Source organism: Stenotrophomonas sp. ATs4 (assembly GCF_051861585.1).
Lineage (GTDB): Bacteria > Pseudomonadota > Gammaproteobacteria > Xanthomonadales > Xanthomonadaceae > Stenotrophomonas > Stenotrophomonas maltophilia_AS.
Genome location: NZ_JBLYPK010000005.1, coordinates 76,306 through 98,553 on the forward strand (window position 1 = coordinate 76,306; position 22,248 = coordinate 98,553).

General features: G+C 62.8%; 17 protein-coding genes and 1 tRNA gene. 6 read left to right on the top strand and 12 right to left on the bottom strand.

Annotated elements, in window-relative coordinates; genetic code table 11:
* Positions 1–2: 2 nt before the first annotated feature.
* Genes nagA through ABR323_RS10330 form a run of 5 tightly spaced genes read right to left on the bottom strand, consistent with a single transcriptional unit; the run spans position 3 to position 5,359 of the window.
* Positions 3–1,115, bottom strand: coding sequence for an N-acetylglucosamine-6-phosphate deacetylase (nagA, locus tag ABR323_RS10310; RefSeq protein ID WP_439449227.1), 1,113 nt, complete (start codon positions 1,113–1,115; stop codon positions 3–5).
* Positions 1,112–1,888 carry a DeoR family transcriptional regulator gene (locus tag ABR323_RS10315; RefSeq protein WP_135275442.1) on the bottom strand — a complete coding sequence of 259 codons (777 nt, stop codon included), beginning with the start codon at positions 1,886–1,888 and terminating at the stop codon, positions 1,112–1,114. The genes nagA and ABR323_RS10315 overlap by 4 nt, the downstream gene beginning before the upstream one ends.
* A gap of 33 nt (positions 1,889–1,921) precedes the next feature.
* Positions 1,922–3,256 carry a D-tagatose-bisphosphate aldolase, class II, non-catalytic subunit gene (locus ABR323_RS10320; RefSeq protein WP_439449228.1) on the bottom strand — a complete coding sequence of 445 codons (1,335 nt, stop codon included), beginning with the start codon at positions 3,254–3,256 and terminating at the stop codon, positions 1,922–1,924.
* A 17-nt stretch (positions 3,257–3,273) separates the two neighbouring features.
* Positions 3,274–4,212 carry an ROK family protein gene (locus tag ABR323_RS10325; RefSeq protein WP_135275440.1) on the bottom strand — a complete coding sequence of 313 codons (939 nt, stop codon included), beginning with the start codon at positions 4,210–4,212 and terminating at the stop codon, positions 3,274–3,276.
* Positions 4,205–5,359 carry an SIS domain-containing protein gene (locus ABR323_RS10330; RefSeq protein ID WP_439449229.1) on the bottom strand — a complete coding sequence of 385 codons (1,155 nt, stop codon included), beginning with the start codon at positions 5,357–5,359 and terminating at the stop codon, positions 4,205–4,207. The genes ABR323_RS10325 and ABR323_RS10330 overlap by 8 nt, the downstream gene beginning before the upstream one ends.
* A 322-nt stretch (positions 5,360–5,681) precedes the next feature.
* Between ABR323_RS10330 and ABR323_RS10335 the strand changes: the two genes are divergently transcribed.
* From ABR323_RS10335 to ABR323_RS10355, 5 genes are all read left to right on the top strand, one after another.
* The gene (locus tag ABR323_RS10335) at positions 5,682–9,041 is read left to right on the top strand and encodes a TIM-barrel domain-containing protein (protein WP_439449426.1); all 3,360 of its coding nucleotides are present in this window, start codon (positions 5,682–5,684) and stop codon (positions 9,039–9,041) included.
* A gap of 144 nt (positions 9,042–9,185) precedes the next feature.
* Positions 9,186–12,161, top strand: a complete 2,976-nt coding sequence (locus tag ABR323_RS10340; RefSeq protein WP_439449230.1) for a TonB-dependent receptor domain-containing protein — start codon at positions 9,186–9,188, stop codon at positions 12,159–12,161.
* A 65-nt stretch (positions 12,162–12,226) separates the two neighbouring features.
* On the top strand, positions 12,227–13,582 hold the full coding sequence (locus tag ABR323_RS10345; protein ID WP_439449231.1) for a Gfo/Idh/MocA family protein: 1,356 nt from the start codon (positions 12,227–12,229) through the stop codon (positions 13,580–13,582).
* Between the two features lie 155 nt (positions 13,583–13,737).
* Complete coding sequence (locus tag ABR323_RS10350) at positions 13,738–14,157, top strand: hypothetical protein (RefSeq protein ID WP_439449232.1); 420 nt, start codon at positions 13,738–13,740, stop codon at positions 14,155–14,157.
* Complete coding sequence (locus ABR323_RS10355) at positions 14,154–14,615, top strand: adhesin (RefSeq protein ID WP_439449233.1); 462 nt, start codon at positions 14,154–14,156, stop codon at positions 14,613–14,615. Before ABR323_RS10350 ends, ABR323_RS10355 begins: the two co-directional genes overlap by 4 nt.
* A gap of 51 nt (positions 14,616–14,666) precedes the next feature.
* Here ABR323_RS10355 and ABR323_RS10360 read toward each other — a convergent pair.
* Positions 14,667–14,743, bottom strand: a tRNA-Arg gene (locus ABR323_RS10360).
* A gap of 195 nt (positions 14,744–14,938) precedes the next feature.
* Here ABR323_RS10360 and fcl point away from each other — a divergent pair.
* A complete protein-coding gene (gene fcl, locus ABR323_RS10365; RefSeq protein WP_439449234.1) occupies positions 14,939–15,883 on the top strand; it encodes a GDP-L-fucose synthase in 945 nt (314 codons plus the stop codon).
* Positions 15,884–15,920: 37 nt separating this feature from the next.
* On the opposite strand, the gene ABR323_RS10370 is transcribed toward fcl, so the two are convergent.
* The 6 genes from ABR323_RS10370 to ABR323_RS10395 form a co-directional block, all read right to left on the bottom strand.
* Complete coding sequence (locus tag ABR323_RS10370; RefSeq protein WP_439449235.1) at positions 15,921–16,403, bottom strand: GDP-mannose mannosyl hydrolase; 483 nt, start codon at positions 16,401–16,403, stop codon at positions 15,921–15,923.
* Complete coding sequence (locus ABR323_RS10375; RefSeq protein ID WP_439449236.1) at positions 16,400–16,984, bottom strand: WecB/TagA/CpsF family glycosyltransferase; 585 nt, start codon at positions 16,982–16,984, stop codon at positions 16,400–16,402. The genes ABR323_RS10370 and ABR323_RS10375 overlap by 4 nt, the downstream gene beginning before the upstream one ends.
* Positions 16,985–17,168: 184 nt before the next feature.
* Positions 17,169–18,341 (bottom strand): glycosyltransferase family 4 protein, encoded by a 1,173-nt coding sequence (locus tag ABR323_RS10380; protein WP_439449237.1) that lies wholly within the window; start codon positions 18,339–18,341, stop codon positions 17,169–17,171.
* On the bottom strand, positions 18,338–19,426 hold the full coding sequence (locus ABR323_RS10385; RefSeq protein ID WP_439449238.1) for a glycosyltransferase family 4 protein: 1,089 nt from the start codon (positions 19,424–19,426) through the stop codon (positions 18,338–18,340). Before ABR323_RS10385 ends, ABR323_RS10380 begins: the two co-directional genes overlap by 4 nt.
* Before the next feature lie 190 nt (positions 19,427–19,616).
* Entirely contained in the window at positions 19,617–20,906 is a 1,290-nt protein-coding gene (locus ABR323_RS10390; RefSeq protein WP_439449239.1) for a lipopolysaccharide biosynthesis protein, read from the bottom strand.
* Positions 20,907–20,996: 90 nt separating this feature from the next.
* Entirely contained in the window at positions 20,997–22,160 is a 1,164-nt protein-coding gene (locus tag ABR323_RS10395) for an O-antigen ligase family protein (protein ID WP_439449240.1), read from the bottom strand.
* Positions 22,161–22,248 lie beyond the last annotated feature (88 nt).

Consider the following 22,248-nt stretch of genomic DNA (forward strand, 5'->3'; position numbering starts at 1 on the left):
CTCTACAAATCGACTACGCGCCCGCCCACCACCACCTGCTGCAAGCGCAGTTCCGCATCCAGCACTACCAGGTCGGCACGGGCGTCGGGCGCAATGCGGCCGCGATCATCCAGGCCCAGGTAATCGGCGGGGAAGGTGGACACGCGCTGCGAGGCATCGGCCAGCTCCAGGCCCACACGCACCAGATTGCGCAGCGCCTGGTCCATGGTCAGCGCGCTGCCGGCCAGCGAACCGGTCGCCAGGCGCACGCAGCCGCCGCACTTGTGCACGCGCTGTTCGCCCAGGGCGTACTCGCCATCGGGCATGCCGGTGGCGGCGGTGGCGTCGGTCACCGCGTAGAGGCGTGGAATCGCGCGCGCGGCCAAGCGGATCACGCCGGGATGGATGTGCTGCAGGTCAGGAATGATCTCGGCGTACTGCGCATGCGCCAGTGCCGCCGCCGCAATGCCCGGGCGATAGTGATCGACGCCGGTCATGCCATTGAACAGATGGGTGAAGCCGGACGCACCCGCCTGCAGCGCAGCAACACCCTCTTCGTAGGTACCGGCGCTGTGGCCCAGCTGCACGCGGATGCCCATTGCCGAAAGCGCGGGAATCAGCGCGGTGTGTTCGCCGATTTCCGGCGCCAGCGTCATCACCCGGATCGGTGCCAGCGCGTGCAGCCGCTGCACCAGCGCCAGCGTCGCCTCGATCGTGCGGTTGGGTTGTGCGCCCAGCCGCTGCGGGCTGATGAACGGCCCTTCCAGATGCACGCCGGCGATGCAGGCGGCCTCGGCATCGGGCGCAGCCATGGTGGCGGCCACACCCTGCAGCGCGTGCTCGATCTCGTCCAGCCCGGCGGTCATGGTGGTGGCCAGCAGCGTGGTGGTACCGAAGCGAAGATGGGTCCGGGCGATGGTGCGTGCCACCTCGCCGCCCTGCATCAGATCCACGCCGGCCGCACCGTGCACGTGCAGGTCGATGAAGCCGGGCAGGATCACCGGCAGCTGTAGATCATCAGCGCCGCTGTGGTCGTCAACCTGCAGCTGGCGCACGTGCGAATCGAAGTGGACAGTGCCACGCCGCCAACCCAGTGGAGTGAGGATGCGGCCCTGCAGGGAACGGGTGTCGGTCATGCGGCGGGCTCGGCGATGATCACTTCAATGCCCAACCGCTGCAGCCCTTCACGGGTTGCGTCGTCGATGCCGGCGTCGGTGATGATGGCGTGGATCTGATCGAGGAGTGCGATGCGGTGCAGGCTGACGCGGCCGAACTTGGAGGCGTCGGTCAGCACTACGATGCGGCGCGCGCGTTCGACCATGCGATGATTGAGGCGGGCTTCGGCCTCGTCATGGGTGGTCAGCCCGAACTGCAGGTCCAGACCATCCACGCCCAGGAACAGGGTGTCGAAGCTGTACGAGTTGAGGCTGGCTTCGGCCTGGCTGCCCTGCAGCGACAGCGACTGCTGGCGCAGCAGGCCGCCGGTCAGCAGCACGGTGATGCCCCCTGCATTGGCCAGTTCCCAGGCAATGTTCAGGCCGTTGGTCATCACCGTCACGTCGCGATGCGCGCGCAGATGGCGTGCAAGCGTCATCGTGGTCGAGCCGGAGTCGATGATGATGTTGTCGCCGGGCTGCACCAGGCGCGCGGCGCGCGCGCCGATCGATTCTTTCAGCGGAAGGTTCAGCGCATCCTTTTCATGGATGTCCTGTTCCTGCGGCGGCGTACGTACCAGCGTGGCGCCGCCATGGGTTCGGTTGGCCAGGCCCTGCGACTCGAAGTGGGTCAGGTCGGCACGGATGGTCACCGCCGACACGCCGAAGCGCTCGACCAGATCGGCCACCTGCACCGAGCCGTGCTCGATCAGCAGCTGCAGGATCTGTTGCCGACGGGAGCGGGTGTTGCGCATGGCCATTCTCGGTTTCGCGGGAAAAGGTAGAGATTAGCCGTTCGCAGGAACGCCGGCAGCCGAGCCTGCGTTCTGCGTGCGGGTTCCGGCCTGGTTGGCGCTGCAGGCGCGGGCGTACTCGCCCAGGCACAGGCCGATACGGTGCTGCACCAGTGCGGTGGGGGTGTTGGCCAGGCTGCCTTCGCGCACGGCGCGGTACTGCTCGGGCAGGTACTGGCTGAGCAGCACCAGCGGCGGCGCATGCTGTTCCAGATTGGCGAACAGGGTCTGCACCGCCTGCAGCAGCGCCGGCTCGCCCCAGTAGTAGCGGCAACGGTCGCTGAAGGAGTAGCTGCGCAGCAGGCGCAGCGCGGCATCATCGCCCTGGTAGTAGGACTGCCAGTACTTCGGCTGCGCCACCATCACCTCGTCCAGCACCTGCGGCAGGCGCGAGCACTGCGCGGCCGGCAGCAGCTCGGCCTCGATCGCGGCCAGCGCGAACAGCGCTTCGCGGTAGGCGAAGGTGGCCGCCGGGCCGACCTTGAGGATGGCGAAGTGGTCGCGCACCAGCGCATGCAGGCCGCTTTCGCGCTGGTAGTCGGTGGAGTGCGCTTCGAACACGATGCGCGGCTGCTGTTCGAGGAAGCCGGCCAGCGTGCTGGCAGCGGCCGCGTCGTATTCGTGCACGCTGCTGTGATCGAAGTCCACGCCCGGCTGCACCACCATCGCGATCACGCGCTGCCACGCATCGCGCAGCTGCGGCGTGTCGAACGCCTGCTGGTGGATGGCCAGGGTCTGCGCGGCGGCGGCCGGCGTGGTCACCTGCAGGCCCTCTGCAAGCGAGGCTTCGCCGCCGGGAATCGGTACTTCGGTACCGATCACGTAGACCGGCGGCGGCAAGCCATGTTCGCCGGCGGTGCGCTCGGCGATTTCAGCCAGCTCGGCCGAACGCGCGGCGACGATGGCATCGGGCAGCGGCACCGGGTCATCCGCGCAGGACATGCTGCAGTCCAGATGGATCTTGTGGAAACCGGCCGCGACGTAGGCTTCGATCAGCACGCGGGCGTGGGTCATCGCTTCGGCGGCCGGGCGCTTCTGCCAGGCATTCGGGCCGAGGTGGTCGCCACCCAGGATCAGCCGCTCGCGCGGGAAGCCTTCTTCGTCGGCCAGGGTACCGACGTAATCGCGGTACTGCGGCGGGGTCATGCCGGTGTAGCCGCCGAACTGGTCGACCTGGTTGGAGGTCGCCTCGATCAGCAGCACGGTGCCATGTGCCAGCGCCACGTGCATGGCCGCGCGCAGCACCTGCTCGTTGCTGCAGCAGACGCTGTACAGGCCGACGTTGGCACCGGCGCGGTGGGAGGCAAGCAGGGTCTGCAACGGGGACATGGTCAGGCTCCGGTCAATCAGGAAAACGAGGGTTGGCAGGCGAGCAGGGCGGCACCACGTGCGCCACCGGCATCGCCGAAGCGCGGCGGCACGATGGGCGGTACCTGCACACCGTTGAACAGATGCGCGGCAATGGCTGCCGGCAGCTGCTGGTACAGCGGCGCATACTGGGAAAGGCCGCCGCCGAGCACGATCACGTGCGGGTCCAGCGCCAGCACCAGCGCGGCCAGACTGTGGCCAAGCAGATCGCGATGGATGTCCAGCGCCTTGCGCGCACGCGCATCGCCGGCTTCGGCCAGTGCGATCACTGCGCTGGCGTCGGTGGCGCTGCCACCGAGATGGCGTTCGATCATCGCTACACCGCTGCCGGACACATAGCGCTCCACGCAGCCCTGCAGGCCGCAGCCGCAGTCCAGCAGCGGCAGGCCGTGCCGCTGCAGCAGATGGCCGGGCACGCTCCAGTGGCCCCATTCGCCGGCCAGGCCGTTGAAGCCGGACAGCAGCCGGCCCTGCAGGCAGAAACCACCGCCGGCACCGGTGCCGAGGATGGCGCCGAACATGCTGGGGTAGCCGTCGGCGGCACCGCCGTGTGCTTCAGACAAAGCAAAACACTGCAGATCGTTGCCGAAGTGCAACGGACGCTGCAGGCGGGCCTGCAGATCCTGCGCCACGCATTGGCCGGTCAGTGCAGGCACGTTTGCGCTGAGCTGGCGGCCGCTGCGGCGGTCACGCACGCCGGGCAGGGCGATGCCGATGGCCGCATCGCTGCGTCCGAGCGTGGCGTCCGCCTCGGCCACCAGCGCGACCACCGCCTGCAGGAAGCCGTCGTAGTCCCCCTGCGGGGTGCCCACGCGGCGGCGCCAGGTGACCTGCATCGCCGCATCGCACGCCACCAGCTCTATCTTGGTGCCGCCGATGTCGATGCCGTAGCAGGCGTGGGCGATCAGCTCAGCCATGGTGGATGGTGACGCCCTTGACGACGCGGTTGACGGTGCCGTCCGGGAACGGGTTGTCCGGGGTCAGGCCAAGCGCGGCCGAGCGCTGCAGCGCGAACAGCTGCGCGAAGCCCAGCCACACCGGCGCCAGCCACGGATCGTCCAGTGCCGGCACGATGAGGGTGTATTCGTCATCGGCGCCAATGTCCGAATGCGGGCCGATCGCCAGTACCTGGCCGGCCACGCCGTCGCGGCGCAGTTCTTCCAGCAGGTCCTGTTCGTAGCGGCGCGCCAGCGGCTGCACGCTGCGCAGCACCACCACCAGGGTGTTGCCATCCAGCGTCGACTTCGGGCCATGACGGAAGCCCAGCGGGGTGTTGGCCAGCGCCAGCACGCGGCCGGCGGTCAGTTCCAGCACCTTCAGCGCGCACTCGCGTGCCAGCGCTTCCAGCGGGCCGCTGCCGAGGTAGATGATGCGGTTGAACGGGCGCTGCGCCAGCGCCGCCACCGGTGCATCCCACTGCGCCTGGCCTTCGCGGGCCAGCGCGGCGATCTGTTTCAGGCGCGCCACGCGCGCATCCCATGGCGAACGATCGAACACGGTCAGTGCGGCCAGCAGCATGCAGGTCAGGCTGCTGGTCATGGCGAAGGCGCGATCACAGCTGGCCGACGGCATCAGCAGGGTGCAGGTATCGGCACGGCCGGCGCCACGACGGGCCAGTTCGCCATCGGCGTTGCAGGTGATGTCGAGGAAGCGCGCGTCATCCACGTCGCTGCGCACGCGGTCCACTGCCGCCACGCTTTCCGGGCTGGAACCGCTGCGGCCGAACGAGACCAGCAGGGTCGGGCGGTCGCGCTGCAGGTACAGCGCCGGGTGGGTCAGCAGGCTGGTGGTGTGCACAACGCGCACATCGGCCGGCCACTGCGCGTTGATCGCGTCGGCCACCATTTCGGCGATGAAGCCGGAGCTGCCGGCGCCGGTGAACAGCACCCGCTGGTTGGGATCGTTGAGGCTGTCGCCGAGGAAGGCCTGCAGGCGGTCGCGGGCACGCGACAGGTCCTGTGCGAGGGCGTCCCACAGCGCAGGCTGCTGGGCGATTTCGGTAGCGGTATCGGCTCCGCCAAGGCGCTGCCAGGCGGACACATCGGAAAGCAGGGTGACGTCCATTCAGAGGTTCCAGTTGGGCCAGCGCACCATCTGCGTTTTCTTTCGAAATGTCAAACATCGAAAGTAAAAAGAAAGAAAATGGCGGGGCGGGTTTTCCCGCTGCGAGGTGCCCAGGAAAACGAAAGGAAGGGCTAAATGCCGTATCGCACAATGCTTAACAGGCGGCTGCAAGCGTTTACACAAAGTATTGCAACGCAACAACTTTCGTTTCAATGGAATATATCTTCCTTTTTTCTTTCAATTTGTTGACATCTTTCGAATCGCTGCCCTAGAGTCGGCCCAACCGCTTTCGAAACGCCCGGTGAACGGGTTGGGAGTCCGTGTGGAAATCTGCGTTCGTCGCTCGCCGCTGATGCTGGCCCTGTTGCCGGCATTGATGCTGGCGTCCATGCCGGCCCGGGCCGAGCCGGTCGGCAACCTGCGTTCGGTTACCGCCAGCGCCAGCCGCGACGGCGTGCAGGGCTGGGACCTGCAGACCGACGAGGGCGCGCGCATCCGCATCGAACTGCCGGCCACCGACATCATCCGCGTGCAGGCCGGCCGCAACGGCACGCTGACCGGTGCCGGCGACAAGGCTGCACCGATCGTGCTGCCGCAGCCCAAGGCGAACGTGCAGGCGCAGCTGGAAGAAGATGCACAGGAAATCCGCGTACGCACCGAGGCACTGGTGCTGCATGTACAGCGGCAGCCGCTGCGCATGCGCCTGGAACGCCTGGACAACGGCCAGCCCACTGCGCTGTGGCAGGAACTGCAGCCGCTGGACCTGGATGCCGCGCAGAGCGTGCAGGTACTGTCCTCGCAGGCCGATGAAGGCTACTTCGGTGGCGGCCAGCAGAACGGCCGTTACCAGTTCAAGGGCCGCGAGCTGGAAGTGTCCTATTCCGGCGGCTGGGAAGAAGGCGACCGCCCCAGCCCGGCGCCGATGCTGCTGAGCAGCCGTGGCTGGGGCATGCTGCGCAACACGTGGAGCGATGGCAGCTACGATCTGCGCGAGGCCGACCAGGCCACGCTGCTGCACCGCGAAGACCGCTTCGATGCGTACTACTTCGTGGGCGCCGACCTGCCGAAGCTGATCGAGCGCTACACCCAGCTGACCGGCCGCCCCAACATGGTCGCGCGCTGGGCGCTGTCCTACGGCGATGCTGATTGCTACAACGATGGCGACAACAGCAAGAAGCCCGGCACCGTGCCCGAAGGCTGGAGCGATGGCCCGACCGGCACCACGCCCGATGTGATCGACAGCGTGGCCAAGCAGTACCGCGCCCACGACATGCCCGGTGGCTGGATCCTGCCCAACGATGGCTACGGCTGTGGCTACAAGAAACTGCCGGAAACCGTGCAGGGCCTGGCCAAGTACGGTTTCCGCACCGGTCTGTGGACCGAGAACGGCGTTGACAAGATCGCCTGGGAAGTGGGCAAGGCCGGCAGTCGCGTGCAGAAGCTGGACGTGGCCTGGACCGGCAAGGGCTACCAGTTCGCGATGGATGCCAACCGCCAGGCATTCAACGGCATCCTCGACAATTCCGATTCGCGCCCGTTCCTGTGGACGGTGATGGGCTGGGCCGGCATCCAGCGCTATGCGGTGGCCTGGACCGGCGACCAGAGCAGCAGCTGGGATTACATCCGCTGGCACGTGCCGACCCTGGTCGGTTCGGGCCTGTCCGGCATGGCCTACGCCAGCGGCGATGTCGATGCGATCTTCGGCGGCAGCGCCGAAACCTTCACCCGCGACCTGCAGTGGAAGGCGTTCACCCCGGTGCTGATGGGCATGAGCGGCTGGTCGTCGAACGCACGCAAGCACCCGTGGTGGTACGACGAGCCCTACCGCAGCATCAACCGCGATTACCTGAAGTTGAAGATGCGCCTGACCCCGTACATGTACGGCCTGGTGCACGAGGCTGCACAGACCGGCGCGCCGCCGGTGCGTGGCCTGATGTGGGACAACCCGCGCGATCCGCATGCGCAGGATGAAACCTACAAGTACCAGTTCCTGCTCGGCCGCGATCTGCTGGTGGCGCCGGTATACCGCAGCCAGGCGGCCAGCCGTGGCTGGCGTCGCGACATCCACCTGCCGGCCGGCGGCTGGATCGACTACTGGGATGGCCGCTGCGTGCAGGCCGCTGCCGATGGCCGCCAGCTCGACCGCCAGGTGGACCTGGCCACGCTGCCGGTGTTCGTGCGCGCCGGTGCCATCCTGCCGATGTACCCGTCGATGCTGTTTGACGGCGAGAAACCCCTCGATGAGGTGACCTTCGACCTGTACCCGCAGGGCGAGTCGCAGTACACGCTGTACGAAGACGATGGCAACACGCGCCGCTACCAGCAGGGCGAGTCGAGCACGCAGAAGATCACCGTGCAGGCGCCGGTGCAGGGTAGTGGCCCGGTGCAGGTGCAGATCGATGCGGTGCAGGGCCAGTACAACGGCCAGCTGGCGCAGCGTCGCTATGGCCTGCGCGTGCTCAGCCGGCAGGCGCCGCGTGTGGTGCAGGCCGGTGGCCGCGCGCTGCCCGCGTTGGCCGATGCCGCCGCCTTCAACGGCGCCAGCGAAGGCTGGTACTTCGATGCCAAGGAACGCCGTGGCACGCTGCACGTGCGCACCGCCACCCAGGACATCCGCCAGCCGCTGCAGCTGCAGCTGGACTTCGCGGTGGCTGCGGCGGTCGCCGACGATGCCTATCCGGCCGCGCCGGTGCTGGGCCGCGAACTGCCGGCCGACAGCCTGCTGGTGGTCAACCGCCCGGCCGAAGAACCCGGCCATGCACTGGAAAATGCCTTCGACGATGATCCGGCCACCTGGTTCCGCAGCGTGCGCAACCAGGCCGTGCGCACCGGAGCGCACGAGTGGGTGATCGGCTTCGGCGAGCGGAAGATGATCGACGGCATCGACATTGCACCGCGCAACGACAAGAACTGGAAGCACGGCCAGGTACGCGACTACGAGGTCTACCTGGGCGACAGCAACGGCGAGTGGGGTGAGCCGATCGCGCGTGGCCGCCTGCAGCTGAAGGAAGGCGTGCAGCGCATCGACTTCCCGGCCCACGCCGGCCGCCTGCTGCGCTTCCGCGTGCTGAGCGTGCAGAACCCCGAAGGCGACGGCGCCAGCAGCACCGACCCGATGGTCACGGCCGCACAGGGCAGCGCCCGCGCCTTCGATGCGCTGCAGCCGCGCGACGTCGGCCCGATCGCGCTGTCCACCTTCCACATTCTTGAACACCAGGAACCGGAGCGACCGGCCCGGCAGCGCTATCTCTCCGAGCTGCCGGTGCCGGCCGCGCTGGCCAGCCAGGTGCGAGCCGACAAGGCCTTCAGCGGCGACGCCGGCATGCGCATGAACGGACTGCAGTTCCGCCGTGGCCTGGGCGTCGGTGCCAACAGCCGCATCGACCTGCGCCTGCAGGGCGGCTGGCACCTGCTGCGCGCCGACCTCGGCATCGACGACGCCTGCCGCACCGCCGGTGGCCTGCAGTTCCAGGTCTGGGGTGACAACCGCCTGCTGTACGACAGCGGCCTGGTGAAGGCGCCCGGCGTGGTCAAGCCGGAGCTGGACATCCGTGGCCTTTCCGCCCTGAGCCTGCGCACGCTGGGTGCGCAGGGCAGCCAACCCGCCCAGGTCTGTGCCAACTGGGCCAATGCCGTGCTGATCGGCCAGGAGGGCGACTCCGCCAGCATCGTCGCCCCATGACCCCCTCGTAACACCGCTCCTCCCCCCGCCCATTCCGACTACGGCTTCACCACGACTGTGGGGGCCGTGGCCCGGGAGCGTTTTGCCCGCCGAACGCCCACGCGCTCACTTTTTGCGCCGCACCCCTGCCAGGAGAGAACCCCGATGTTGCCCGCACGCCACCACCGCCCCCCCTGTCGTACGATCGCTCCGCTGACGCTGGCCATTGCCGGCGCGCTGCTGTCGGTCGCCGTTCCTGCCTTCGCCCAGGAGAGCAAGGACAAGGCCACCGACCTGGCCCGCATCGAGGTCACCGGCTCCAACATCCGCCGCACCGACGTTGAAACCGCATCGCCGGTGCAGGTGATCAGCAAGCAGGACATCCAGAACATGGGTGCGCGCACGCTGCTGCAGGTGCTCGACAACCTGCCGGCCGCCCGCCCGGCGCAGCAGGATGCACGTTCGCTGTTCACCGGTTCCGACGGTGCTTCGCAGGCCAACCTGCGCGGTCTGGGCGCGCAGGGCACGCTGGTGCTGCTGAACGGTCGCCGCCTGTCGTACTACGGTGCACCGGCCGGCTTCCAGACCCAGTTCGTCAACATCGACGCGATCCCAGCTGCAGCCATCGAGCGCATGGAAGTGCTGACCGACGGCGCCTCGGCGGTGTACGGCACCGACGCGGTGGCCGGCGTGATCAACGTGATCACCAAGCGCAACTTCCAGGGTGCCGAAGTCAGCTTCACCAACGACACCTCCTCGCGCATCGACTCCTACGGCGAGCGCCAGGCCAGCATCACCGCCGGCTTCGGTGACCTGACCGAGAACCGCTTCAACATCTACGGCGCGGTGAACATGTACCGCCGCGACGCGATTCCACTGGCCGATTTCTATGACAAGCGACCCGACCAGTACTACGTCAACAACCCGAACTACCTTAACAACCTGCGCCTGGGCGTAGGCAGCAAGCCGGGCGAGTTCAACCCGGGCAGCTACTTCGCCTTCGATCCGGTCACCGGCCGCCGCGTGCAGGAAGCTGCACCGGGCTGCAAGAACGTGCTGACCAGCGAAGCGGCCGGCCCGCGTTGCGTCTGGGAAACCTGGATGAACAACGAGGTTGACGCCGGCGCCAAGTCCGAACGCAACACCGCCTACCTCAACGGCACCTTCCTGGTCGGTGACAGCACCGAGATCTTCGCCGAGGCGACCTACACCGACATCGACCTGCGCGCCAACGGCGGTACGCCGCGCACCTACGGCACCACCACTGGCAACCCGACCAGCTGGTTCTCGCGCAACACCGGCAACAACGTCAACCAGTTCCTGTACCCGTTCCTTGGCCCGAACAACGAGTACAACCACGCCAGCCCGGAAATGAAGGCGATGATGGGCGGTGTGGTGGGCCTGAACTACCTGCTGCAGGATGCGGGCCAGAACTACTTCGGCCAGCGCAACACCGACAAGAGCTACCGCGTGCTGGCCGGTGCGCGTGGCAACCGGGGTGACTGGAACTGGGAGACTGCCTTCGCCAGTGCCGGCACCCACTCCACCACGTACCAGACGATCAACGTCAACATCAAGGGCTTCGAGAAGGCGTTCGGCCCGTACTCGGTCGATCCGACCACCGGCCGCGTGATCATCTCCGACCACCCGGCGTACAAGTTCGGCGAAATCAGCGACGCCAACGCCGCATTGATCCGTGAAGCGTTCCCGACCTTCGACATCCAGTCGTGGACCCGCCTGCACACCCTGGACGGCAAGATCGAAGGCCCGCTGTTCCAGCTGCCGGCCGGTGAAATGCGCGCCGCGTTCGGCTTCAATGCCAGCCGCGAAACCTTCTACACCCCGGGCAACGCCGATGCGGCCAACGGCCTGATCTCCCAGCAGGGCGGCTCCTGGTTCGACGGCAAGCGCAACACCTACGCGCTGTTCGCCGAGACCGTGGCACCGATCACCGACAAGCTGGAACTGGATGCGGCGGTGCGCGTGGACAAGTACCCGAACTTCAGTGCCAACGTCGCCCCGAAGATCGGCTTCAAGTACCAGGCGTTCGACCAGCTGATGCTGCGCGGAACCTACTCGACCGGTTTCCGTGCACCGAGCCTGGCCGAATCTGGCAACGGTGGCGTGTTCGCCCAGCTGGGTGGCTTCCGCGACGAGCTGCGCTGCAACGAGACCAACGCCATTGCCAACCTGCTGCTGAAGTCGCAGCGGCCGGGGGATGTCGATCTGGGCAAGAACATGCTGAACGTCGATTGCAGTCGCACCGTGGCGCGCATGACCCAGCCGAATAAGGATCTGAAGCCGGAGAAGGCGAAGATCGCCACCCTCGGCTTCGTCTACGAGCCGGCGACCTGGCTGTCGGTGTCGGCCGACTACTGGTTCATCTACCGCGACAATGAAATCGTCGCGCCGGACTACCGCCGCATGGAAGACATCATCTCGATGTCGCGCTCGCCGATCACCGACAGCGATCGCGCCAACCTGGCGCAGCTGGCGGCGATGTGCACCGATGCGGCCAGCGGCGTGAACTGCCCGTCGACGCTGCCGGGCTACTCCGCCGGCAACGTGGCCAGCGTGGTAGGCCAGTACAAGAACCGCGGCAAGACCCTGATCGACGGCTTCGACATCGATGCGCGCAGCCGCTTCTCGCTGGGTGACTGGGGCAACCTGAACATCGGCCTGGCCGCCACCATCGCCAACCGCAACCGCTTCTACATGGATGAAGCCAACGGCTGGTTCTACGGCGACGTGGTGGGCTACTACAACAACCCGCGCCTGCGTGCCACGCTCAATGCCGACTGGACCTACAAGCAGGTCACCACCAGCATGTTCGTCAACTACGTGGGTGGCACCAAGTGGGCCACCGATCAGGTTGATGAGGTGAGCAACAACAAGGAAACCTGCACCGGCGGCTACCTGGCCCTGCAGAAGAGCAAGTGCGATGGTGCACCGTCGTGGTGGACCGCCAACATGAGCGTCACCTGGCGTCCGGATGATGCGTGGAACCTGAGCTTCACCGTCAAGAACCTGTTCGATCGCCTGCCGTTCTACGATCCGAACAGCTTCCTGGGTGACTCCAGTGACTACGCGACCATCTTCGGTCGTGGTTACAGTGTGACTGTCGGTTACCGGTTCAAGTAATTCCGTTTGCGTGACCTGGCGTGCCGGCTGCGGCCGGCACGCTGCCAAGAGGAGAGATGTTTGCCATGAAGCGTAGGGAATTCATCGCGGCCAGTGCCGCTGTCGCCGCCAGCAGTCTGCTGCCGCAGACCCCAGCATGGGCACGCGGGCGCAAGGTGCGCCTGGCCATGATCGGTACCGGCATGCGTGGCCTGGTGCTGCTGAAGGAACTGGTGCGCCGCGACGACGTCGAGGTGGTTGCTGTCTGCGATATCGAGCCGATCATGCTCGGCCGCGCCGTGGAGATGGTGACCAAGGCCGGCAAGCCGGCCCCGAAGACCTATGGCCAGGATCGCGACACCAACGCCTGGAAGCGATTGCTGGAACAGAAGGGCATCGATGGCGTGATCATCGCCACGCCGTGGGAATACCACGCGCCGATGGCGATTGCCGCGATGCAGGCCGGTGTGGCGGTGGGCTGCGAAGTAGTGGCCGGCATCACCCTGCAGGACCACTGGGACGTGCTGAAGACCCAGCTGAGCACCGGCACCCCGTACATGCTGCTGGAGAACGTCTGTTATCGCCGCGACGTGATGGCCGCGCTGCAGATGGTGCGCCAGGGCCTGTTCGGCGAGCTGGTGCACCTGCAGGCCGGTTACCAGCACGACCTGCGTGGCGTGAAGTTCAATTCCGGCGACCCGAACCAGCCCTACGACAGCGGCGTGGAGTTCGGTCCCAAGGGCTGGAGCGAAGCACGCTGGCGCACCGAGCATTCGGTGGAGCGCAACGGCGAGCTGTACCCCAGCCATGGCATCGGCCCGTGCGCGATGTACACCGGCATCAACCGCGGCAACCGCTTCACCCATATCAACGCCTTCGCGACCAAGGCGCGTGGCCTGCACGACTACACCGTGGCCAAGAGTGGTGGCACCACGCATCCCAGCACCAAGGTGAAGTTCAAGCTCGGCGACATCGTGACCACCACGCTGGCCTGCGAGAATGGCGAGACCATCCTGCTGCAGCACGACACCTCGCTGCCGCGTCCGTACTCGATGGGCTTCCGCGTGCAGGGCACCAAGGGCCTGTGGATGGACGTGAACCACTCGATCCACATCGAAGGCCGCAGCCCGCCGCACCAGTGGGAAGAGTTCAAGAAGTACCAGGATGAGTACGAACACCCGCTGTGGAAGCAGAATGCCGACACCGCCGCCAGCGCCGGCCACGGCGGCATGGACTGGTTCGTCATCCATGCCTTCGTGGAAGCGCTGAAGGCCAAGGCACCGATGCCGATCGACATCTACGATGCGGTGACCTGGAGCGCGATCACGCCGCTGAGCGAGCAGTCCATCGCCAACAGCTTCCAGACGCTGGAATTCCCGGACTTCACTGCTGGCGCGTGGAAGCAGCGCAAGCCGATCTTCGCGTTTGATGGGAAGTACTGATCTGCTTTGTGTAGAGTCGAGCCATGCTCGACTGGTATGAAGGCAACGCCGGGCACTGCCCGGCGTTGCTGTTTGCGGCGCCCCCTAACAGGCCCATGCTAGGCTCGGCTTCGTGCCCGACAGTTGATGTCAATCGACAGAGAGGAGCTTGCCTGATGCGCCTGCTGACCTTCACCTGTCCATTCTGTGGCGCAGCAGGGCAGCGGTTTCCGCTGCGCTCCGCATCGACACGGCAGGCGAAGACGCCATGCAGGGGATGTGGCGTGGTGCTGCGCTCGGATCCCCGCTTGGGTCTGCACACGCTCTACCTGCTGTATACGCAGATCATCGTGCTGCTGGCTGCATTGCCCATGATCTGGGCCTATGCCTTGGGCCGATGGTTCTGGTTGGCCGTGATATGGGCCGTGGTGCTGGCGTTGTGCTGGTTCCCCGGCGTAATCAGGCACGCACGAAGTCCGATCATGCGCGACTGCCGCGATCCGGATTACAGCTACGCGCGCAGGCCGGGTGCTTCCACTACGCGCGCTGCTGCAAACGCTGGGCAGGGTAGCGACGTGCCAGGTGCCAACCCATGATCCGGCCGATCATTGCCCTCCTGGCCGCAAGCCTGGCCGCGTGTGCATCGCACCTCGCCGATGCCGTGCAGTGCCCCGAGGCCACGATCACCTACATCGGCAGTGAAACCGTGGATACCGTGGTCCTTGGCAGGTTCCAGATCAGTACGGAGGGATCGCAGGCACTACGAGTGCCACTGGCCAGCGTGGATCAGCAGGCACATGCACACGCGGTATCGACCGATATCCGCGACGAACACGGTCTGGCCTGGCGTCCCTTCAGTGTTGTTCTGGAAGAGCTCAAGCCGCCGGCTGCGGACTTGGTGGTTGCACGTGGTGAGATTGAAACCTTCCTGTACGACGGCAAGGGCGCCTTCCTGCCCGGGGCGGTGCAGAAAGGGCAGGCGCTTTCCATCGTCGTGCGCGATCTTCAAGGTTGCGCACATCGCTCGATGCCGTTCGCTCCTGAGCCGCGTTGACGTGGAAGCGCAAGCGAGAGGCCCGGAGTGACGGTTACGAGCAGGGAAAGATGGCGCGCCCGGAGGGATTCGAACCCCCGACCAATGGCTTCGGAAGCCACTACTCTATCCGGCTGAGCTACGGGCGCGTTGTATACCGCCTCGCCCTCGGAACCTGCCGGGACGGGCATCAAGACACCCGGAAGGGGCCGTGAGGAGGGCATTCTATCTGGTTTCCCCGGATAAATCTCAACCCACCCGTCGTCAAGGCCGGGCTGGCCCGAATGGGGCTGAGGTCGTCTGCTAAAATTTCACCCCTGACTCAGCAGTTGAACGGAAAGAGCATGGACAAGCACGATAAGATTTTTGTCGCAGGACACCGGGGACTGGTGGGTGGAGCCGTGGTGCGCCGTTTGCAGGCGTTGGGTTACGACAACCTCTTGCTGGCTGGGCGCGAGCGCGTCGATCTCAGGGATCGCGCGTCGGTCGAAGCACTCTTCGAGGCCGAGAAGCCGGCTATCGTCATCCTGGCTGCGGCCAAGGTCGGTGGCATCCATGCCAATGATGCGTACCCTGCCGAATTCCTGTTTGAGAACCTGCAGATCCAGAACAACGTGATCGACGCGGCATACCGCCATGGCGCCAAGAAGCTGACTTTCCTCGGCTCATCGTGCATCTACCCCAAGTTCGCCGAGCAGCCGATCCGTGAGGACTCGTTGCTGACGGGGGGGCTGGAGCCTACGAACGAATGGTATGCGATTGCAAAGATTGCGGGCATCAAGATGTGCCAAGCGTACCGCAAGCAGTATGGATTCAATGCAATCAGTCTGATGCCGACCAATCTTTATGGGCCGGGCGACAACTTTGATCTGCAGAACTCGCATGTGCTTCCGGCGCTGCTGCGAAAGTTCCACGAAGCCGCCGAACGCAATGACAGCGAGGTTGCCATGTGGGGTACGGGAACCCCCCGTCGGGAATTCCTCCATGTCGACGACATGGCAGCTGCAACGGTCTATCTGACTGAGACCTACGAAGGCTCGGACATCGTCAATGTTGGCGTCGGTGATGACATCAGCATTCGCGAGCTTGCGGAGCTGGTGAAGGACATCACGGGTTTCAAGGGCGAGATCCGCAATGACACCAGCAAGCCGGATGGCACACCGCGCAAACTGCTGGACGTCTCACGTTTGAATGGGTTGGGCTGGAAGGCTTCGATCCCGCTTCGGGAAGGCGTCGAGCATACGTATCGCTGGTTCCTCGACAATCAAGGCCGCCTGCGCGCCGCTTGAGATCGTAGCTGAAAGGGCCAGCGATCGCTGGCCCTTCTCATTTGCGAGCGTATGCTTGGGTACTGGGATGAATCGACGCATCGGAAAGGGCGTCTTCTGCCGTTACCCAGCGGTACTCAGCATGCTGTTCCTCCGGCAGAGCCATTCTCGTCGGATCCACATTGATGGAGTACGCCAGCACCACGTAGTGCGTGCCCGCATCCGATGCGCCGGTAAAGTCCTCGGCGTAGAAGTGCTCATACGCTCCAACGAAGGTGGCTTCGCTGATATCCAGCGATTGTCCGAGCTCAGCCTGAGTAAGCCTGTGGAAGGCCTGGTTGAAGTTCTCGCCCTTGCGGATGCGACCACCCGGAGCAAACCAGAATCCGCGTGCAGGGTCATTGGTACGCAACCCGACAAGCATGCGTTGCCGTTGATCCATGACCAGAAGATCGATCGACACGAGAGGTGTGTCCCGAACCACGGCCTTGAAGTCAGCTGCATTCAAGTGCCGCGGTGGAAGCTCGGTCAAAGCGGTCATTTTGACTGCGCCGTCATCAACTGGCGCGCAGCGTGCCAGATGAACAGGGTGTTGGTGACGAAGTAGCGCTTCCAGAGCCGACGAGGCTCACTCGCAAGCCTGTGCAACCATTCGAGGCCATTGTTCTGCATCCAGAGCGGTGCCCGGGAGATCACGCCTGCATGGTAGTCGAACGCTGCGCCAACGCCGATCATCACGCCATTGATGCGGCCACGGTGGGCCGCCATCCACTTCTCCTGCTTCGGACAGCCGAGGCTGACCCAGATCGTGCCGGCGCCAGAGTCATTGATGTCGCGCACGATAGCGGCATCCTCTTCCTCGCTGAGGACGCGGAAGGGAGGTGAGTGGGAGCCGGCAATGACCAAGCCAGGGAACCGCTTGGGCAGTTGGTCGCGAAGAATGCCCAAGGTAGTCTCAGCGCCACCATAGAGGTAGATGGACTCGCCACGCTTGGCGGCTTCCTCGCAGTACTTGAGCATCAGGTCGGGGCCATTGATGCGTTCCTGGCCGGAGGCCCCCAGACGTCTCATAAGCCAGGCCACGGGCGCACCATCGGGCGTCGCCATGTCGGCAGAGTTCACGGCTGCTGCGAACTCCTTGTCCTGACGGGCGGTTACGACGGAGTGGGCGTTGCAGATGCAGACCACGCGGCTACTTCTAGCGGCTGACCAAATGTGAATCCTGTCAATCGCGTCTGTCCATTCGACAACATCAATCCGGGCGCCGATGACTTGCTTGAGGGAGCGTCTATCAATACTCATATTCCTAGGTCCGGTACTCTTCCGCAGCTTCTCTGTAGATGGAAACAAGCAAATTGATGTTACGTTCAGCGGTATATCGATCGACGTATCGAGATCGCGCCTGCGATCCCATGCGCATCATTTCAAGCGGATGTTCCGCAGCCCACCTGATCTTCTCGGCGAGATCTTCCGCGTTGCCAGTCTCGAATGTCAGTCCGGTCTGACCCTCCAAGACCAATTCCTCGAATGCGCCAATACGACTGGCAATGACGGGTAGACCGCAAGCGTAAGCCTCGATGATCACCAAGCCGAACGTTTCCTGGCAGACGCTGGGAACGATAAGGGCTGTCGCTGAACGCATCATCTCCTGCACGCCAGACGCCTGCATCACCCCCAACGAATGAATTCCCGCATCCAGGCAGTGCTGTTCCATGGGGCCACCACCAACAATACAAAAGGCATCCTTCCCTATCGAAGGACTGGAATGGGCGAGTGCATGAATCGCACGGATAAGGACCGAAACGCCCTTCTCTGCGGAGAGTCGGCCCACATACAGGAAGCCAGATCTGGGTTGGGGGGCATCCTCATCTATCTCAACGAAGTGCGGCTTGACTACGAGACGATGAGAGGGCAGCCCGCCCTCTAGAAAGTTGCGCCGACTGGTCTCGCTGGGCGTGATGAATCGATCCACCATCCTGTTCCATGTGCCCATCTTGGCGTGGATGTAGATCATGGAACACAAAACGAATGTCCCAACGAGTGATCCTTGGAACACGCGCTGGCGAAGTGCCCACCAGGGCCCATCTTTAAGGCTTTTTAGAACGACCTCGCCGTCATATTCCAACGTCGCAGTTGGACACAGGATCCGATAATTGTGGAGTGTGAAAACTACTGGAACCCTCTCCCGTTTGCATGCGTAGAAGACAGACGGCGATATCAGAGGGAAGAAATTATGAACGTGTACTACCTCAGGCTGAAACTCACGGATAGCTCTTGTCACCGCGAAGTAAGATCCCACGGAGAAAACAGTCCCAAGCGCCGCCCGAACGCGTCCCCACAGTCCCGAGATCGAGTTGTTCGAGACTTCGTAAGTGGCCACTGTGTGTCCAGAGCGGGTCAGGAGTGACCTCTCCCGGGACACTACGGAGTCCTCGCCTCCAAATACTTGGTATGCGTTATGGACCAGAAGGACTTTCATCGCGAGCCCCTACGAATGTTCGCATCGAGACATGCTTTTATTCCATTTGAGAATCGCTCCGCCATGTTCTGAATGGTGTATCGGCTTGAACTCTCTATACATCCGTCTACCAAACGACTGTGGTGCTCCTGGTCTGAGATCAACCGAACAACCTCGTCGGCGAAGCCGTCAAGATTGTCAGCGGTCATCACCCCGTTGTGCCCGTTCCGAAGGTAGGAAATCTCAGGGCTGTGCAAGCCACAATCAGTGGTTACCAGAGGCGTTCGGCATACGAACGAGTCAAGGATTCCCAGCCCCACCAAACCGGGATTCAGCAGGACACGGCTACGCGCTAGAAGTGTGGCCTTCTCTTTGGTGTCGATAGTGCCAACATAGCTGAGCCAGGGATTTGCAGACGAGAATTGCTCCACTTTCTGCTGCTCTGGACCAGCGCCGGCGATGACCATGCAAAAGTCAGGAACCCTTGCCTTCACCCGCTCGGCAGCTTGAAGCAAGAAATCAATTCTTTTTTCCTGGTAAAGCGAACCGATGTAGGCGCCTAAAGGCAATTTACGAGCGGGCCGGGTAGACGTCTTGTCGGTAGCTTCGGCAAACTCTCTGGCAAGGGCGAGTGTGTCGATGGAGTTCTCCACGATGGTTACCCGGTCCGCCGGAAATCCGCTGGCAAGAATAAGTGGCAGACTCATCTCTGTGTAACCAAACCACCAGTCGGCCCGATCTGCGGTCCGACGCTTGAAGGCTTCGCGGATTGTGCCAGAGCTACCCTGCAAATTAGCGCCATGACCCCAAAGTGCGACCCGCTTGTCAGGCAGTCCGTACTGAGCAAGAAGATTCAACAGCATCTTGTTTTCATGAGTAACGATAACAAGATCGGATTTTCTCGCCTGACTCAAAAACGGTTGCCAGCAGAGCCTGTCTCCGAAAAAGTAACTGCACTTCGAATGCTGAGCCCAGGGCAATCTTCCGCTGTCATTCTTCCGCTTCTCTGCCGTGGTGGGATCTCCGAAAACCACGTTGAGAGAAATTCCGGAGGACGACAGATGATCGCGAAGAGCGTTGAAGAAGGGCACGCGATAGTGTGTCATCCTACGCTGCACTATGAGTACACAACGCGGCCTTCCGGCTGTATGAATCATGCTTCCATGTCCTTTACCTGCTTCATCGTTCTTTGCCTGCGTCTTCTCTGGTAATCGCCGGTCTTGCCAGTACGCCGGCGCGGAGATTTTTGCCACGAATTGGCGCGATTCCCGGGCGCGGTAGCGCCCTGCATCGCAATCATGGCTTGCTTGGACCTTGAAGGAGAAATCTTGACTTGATCAGGGATATCTTGCGCATATAGATAAGCATCACGCACGCCTCTGAGCCGGCCATCGCATATAGAATTGCAGGTGCGCCAGTTGTATTCTTGAGAAGTACCCATACCCCAAAAAGCGCAAAGAGGGATGCGATGTTTCCCGACGCAACCGATTTGAACTGTTGCAGAGCCTGCAGAGTAGTGGAATATGCAATTCTCCCTGCCATCGCGCTCGTTACCAAGCACCAGCCGAGTAAATAATTGATTGAATTCCAGTATTCTGCTGGAATCAATGCGGTCTTCATCACCACTGCGCAGATGGATACGAGAATTCCGTAGGTCAGGATGGGGGTGACCGAGTACTTGGCGAGCCTCTCGCTGTATCTGACCGCCTGCAGTTCGTCCGTGGACCTCAGCTTTGCGATCGCACCCAGCCCAATCTGCGAGATAACCGGTGCGATCTGGTACATCGGCATGAAGACAAGCCGGGCAGCGTTGACGTCAGCAACAACGGATGGCCCAAGCGGGGCCAGAAGGAGCGTATGTGCCTGATTTCTGATCGAAAAGAAGGCGTTGCTAACAATACCCCAGCGACCACCGTGCCAAGACTCGGCGACTGCCCCCCGCACGCTGGCCAGAGATACCTGCGCTATGCCTTTTTTGTTCCTGAGGAAGCAGGGGAACAAGCTAAGCAGAATTCCCGCAGCGTAGGCAAATGCCGCCCACTCCAAGGGTGACGAAAAAGACTGCGGGATCAGGAGGAGACAAGTAGTACTAGCGAGAAGTATCAAGCTCGATACCCTGATGTCACGATGGTCCTCTCGATGCATCATATACCTTAGAACCAACTCCCTCGAGCTGATTGCCCAGGTCATTGCACCGCAAATCAGCGTTTGCTTGAACAGCGAGGAAGAGAAAAGCGGTGATAGATCGGCAGCAACGCCTAGCAAAGTTCCTGCAGCGCAAAGCGCTGTAATCATGGCTAGATAGGTGTTAAGGGCCGCCGGGTGATCCTCGTTGCGTTTGGTGGGCAGGTATACGGCGAATTGAATGACCAGGCCGGAGGAAATCATTCCGGCACAGACTATCGATATCGAGAAGCAGAGGCTGTACACCCCAAACTGCTCCTTGGGTGCCAGGAGTATGAGCCATGCTGAAACAAGCACGCTCGATATGCTGGAGCTCGCCTGCCCCAAGAGCGCCGAAATCAGACTTTCTCCCCGGGAGATGATTCGAACTAGAAGCTCTCTTGTTTTCAGGAGGGTTTTCATCAGAGGTCAATGGCGCGAAAGGAAAGCGGGATTCTTATCCTGAACTGGTTGGCCTTCGCCTCCAGAATGCTAGTTTGGCAGAGTTTCTGTTCAGCTTCCCGCTGGCGCTGGCTTTCTGAACAAGGGGTTTGCGCAAAATCCTGCAAACAGGAACAGCGGGAATGTAATCTGAGGCTTCACTACGGCTTCTGTGGAGATCGAAAACACCAGAAAAACTACAAACAGGCCTGCAAAAAGGAAGAGTAGTTTTGATTTTGGGTTTTCAAGCGCCATAGTATGCGCTTGGCGGACAAATCCGGCGAGCATGCTCAGATAAAGTGCGCCGCCGAGCCATCCAAAACAAACAAGGAGCCAAAGGAACGAATTGTGTGCTCTTGACTCAGTAAATCCGTCGTTCTGGTAGAAGTTTGACGCGGCAACAATGTCTGCAGCAAGGCCGGCGCCGGTCAGCTTGTGGTAAATGTCCAGTGTGTTGTAATAATTAATCAGTGCGGCCCAGATGTGGGTCCGCCCTTGAGTGTTCTTGTCGGAGAAGGGGTCGGAAAGGTCAAGTCCCAGTAGATTCAAAGAGCCCAGGTCAATGAACGAGAAAAGACCGATTGCCAGGACGGTCAATGCGGATGTAAATGCAAGCGCCTTGGTGCTTTTACTGAACAGTCCCCGTTGGCTCAAGTAGAGGAGCCCGGGTAGTACGAGAACCAGCGGAATTGCGATGCGTGCGTTTGTGGCGAACACCACGGAGCTGCCGATCAGCACAAGAGCGGCAATGACAAGGGTGTTGCGTGACCAAAGTAAGGCAAATGCAGTCAGTACAACCACGCCAAGTGCGGCATCGGTTTTGAAGAAGTAGCCGGCAGTGAAGGTCTTGATGCCGCCCCAGTCTATGTAGCCAACACCTAACATGGCGGCAAGGAAAAGCCCGGCGATGGTCGCCGCTGCCGCTCCGGGGAGTATCGACATGGTAGGCGACCGATTGTAGAAGCGTCCGATGGCGTAGTAAGCGGCGCAAGGCATCAGCTTTACGAAATCGTATAGGCCGCGGTCTGTTCTGGTGGTGATGAATGAATAAACAACATAGATTGCGAAGAGCAGAACCAGAATGTCGGTTTTCCTGAGCTTGGCGTCAGTTCGCAGCTTTCTCGAAATGTAGAAAGCTGCGGCAACCAATACGAACCCCGTGTGGATGACGTTGAGTGACTTGTACTCCCAAGCATAGTCCACAAGAATTCTTGTAAGCAGCAGAATTTCAATCATTTCTTCGTTGGTTCCAGGGGGGGCAGCCCCTCACGTTCCCATTCGTCCCCGGTTTGTCCGGGCGAACGGTTGCGCCGAGGGGCGGGTA

What these genes read in the sequence shown, in the direction of transcription:
- ABR323_RS10355 (WP_439449233.1), top strand. Translation starts at nt 14,154, where the DNA reads ATGATCCGGCCGATCATTGCCCTCCTGGCCGCAAGCCTGGCCGCGTGT.
- ABR323_RS10395 (WP_439449240.1), bottom strand. Translation starts at nt 22,160, where the DNA reads ATGATTGAAATTCTGCTGCTTACAAGAATTCTTGTGGACTATGCTTGG.
- ABR323_RS10315 (WP_135275442.1), bottom strand. Translation starts at nt 1,888, where the DNA reads ATGCGCAACACCCGCTCCCGTCGGCAACAGATCCTGCAGCTGCTGATC.
- ABR323_RS10330 (WP_439449229.1), bottom strand. Translation starts at nt 5,359, where the DNA reads ATGGACGTCACCCTGCTTTCCGATGTGTCCGCCTGGCAGCGCCTTGGC.
- ABR323_RS10340 (WP_439449230.1), top strand. Translation starts at nt 9,186, where the DNA reads ATGTTGCCCGCACGCCACCACCGCCCCCCCTGTCGTACGATCGCTCCG.
- ABR323_RS10385 (WP_439449238.1), bottom strand. Translation starts at nt 19,426, where the DNA reads ATGACACACTATCGCGTGCCCTTCTTCAACGCTCTTCGCGATCATCTG.
- ABR323_RS10325 (WP_135275440.1), bottom strand. Translation starts at nt 4,212, where the DNA reads ATGGCTGAGCTGATCGCCCACGCCTGCTACGGCATCGACATCGGCGGC.
- ABR323_RS10320 (WP_439449228.1), bottom strand. Translation starts at nt 3,256, where the DNA reads ATGTCCCCGTTGCAGACCCTGCTTGCCTCCCACCGCGCCGGTGCCAAC.
- ABR323_RS10390 (WP_439449239.1), bottom strand. Translation starts at nt 20,906, where the DNA reads ATGAAAACCCTCCTGAAAACAAGAGAGCTTCTAGTTCGAATCATCTCC.
- ABR323_RS10350 (WP_439449232.1), top strand. Translation starts at nt 13,738, where the DNA reads ATGCGCCTGCTGACCTTCACCTGTCCATTCTGTGGCGCAGCAGGGCAG.
- fcl (WP_439449234.1), top strand. Translation starts at nt 14,939, where the DNA reads ATGGACAAGCACGATAAGATTTTTGTCGCAGGACACCGGGGACTGGTG.
- ABR323_RS10345 (WP_439449231.1), top strand. Translation starts at nt 12,227, where the DNA reads ATGAAGCGTAGGGAATTCATCGCGGCCAGTGCCGCTGTCGCCGCCAGC.
- ABR323_RS10380 (WP_439449237.1), bottom strand. Translation starts at nt 18,341, where the DNA reads ATGAAAGTCCTTCTGGTCCATAACGCATACCAAGTATTTGGAGGCGAG.
- nagA (WP_439449227.1), bottom strand. Translation starts at nt 1,115, where the DNA reads ATGACCGACACCCGTTCCCTGCAGGGCCGCATCCTCACTCCACTGGGT.
- ABR323_RS10370 (WP_439449235.1), bottom strand. Translation starts at nt 16,403, where the DNA reads ATGACCGCTTTGACCGAGCTTCCACCGCGGCACTTGAATGCAGCTGAC.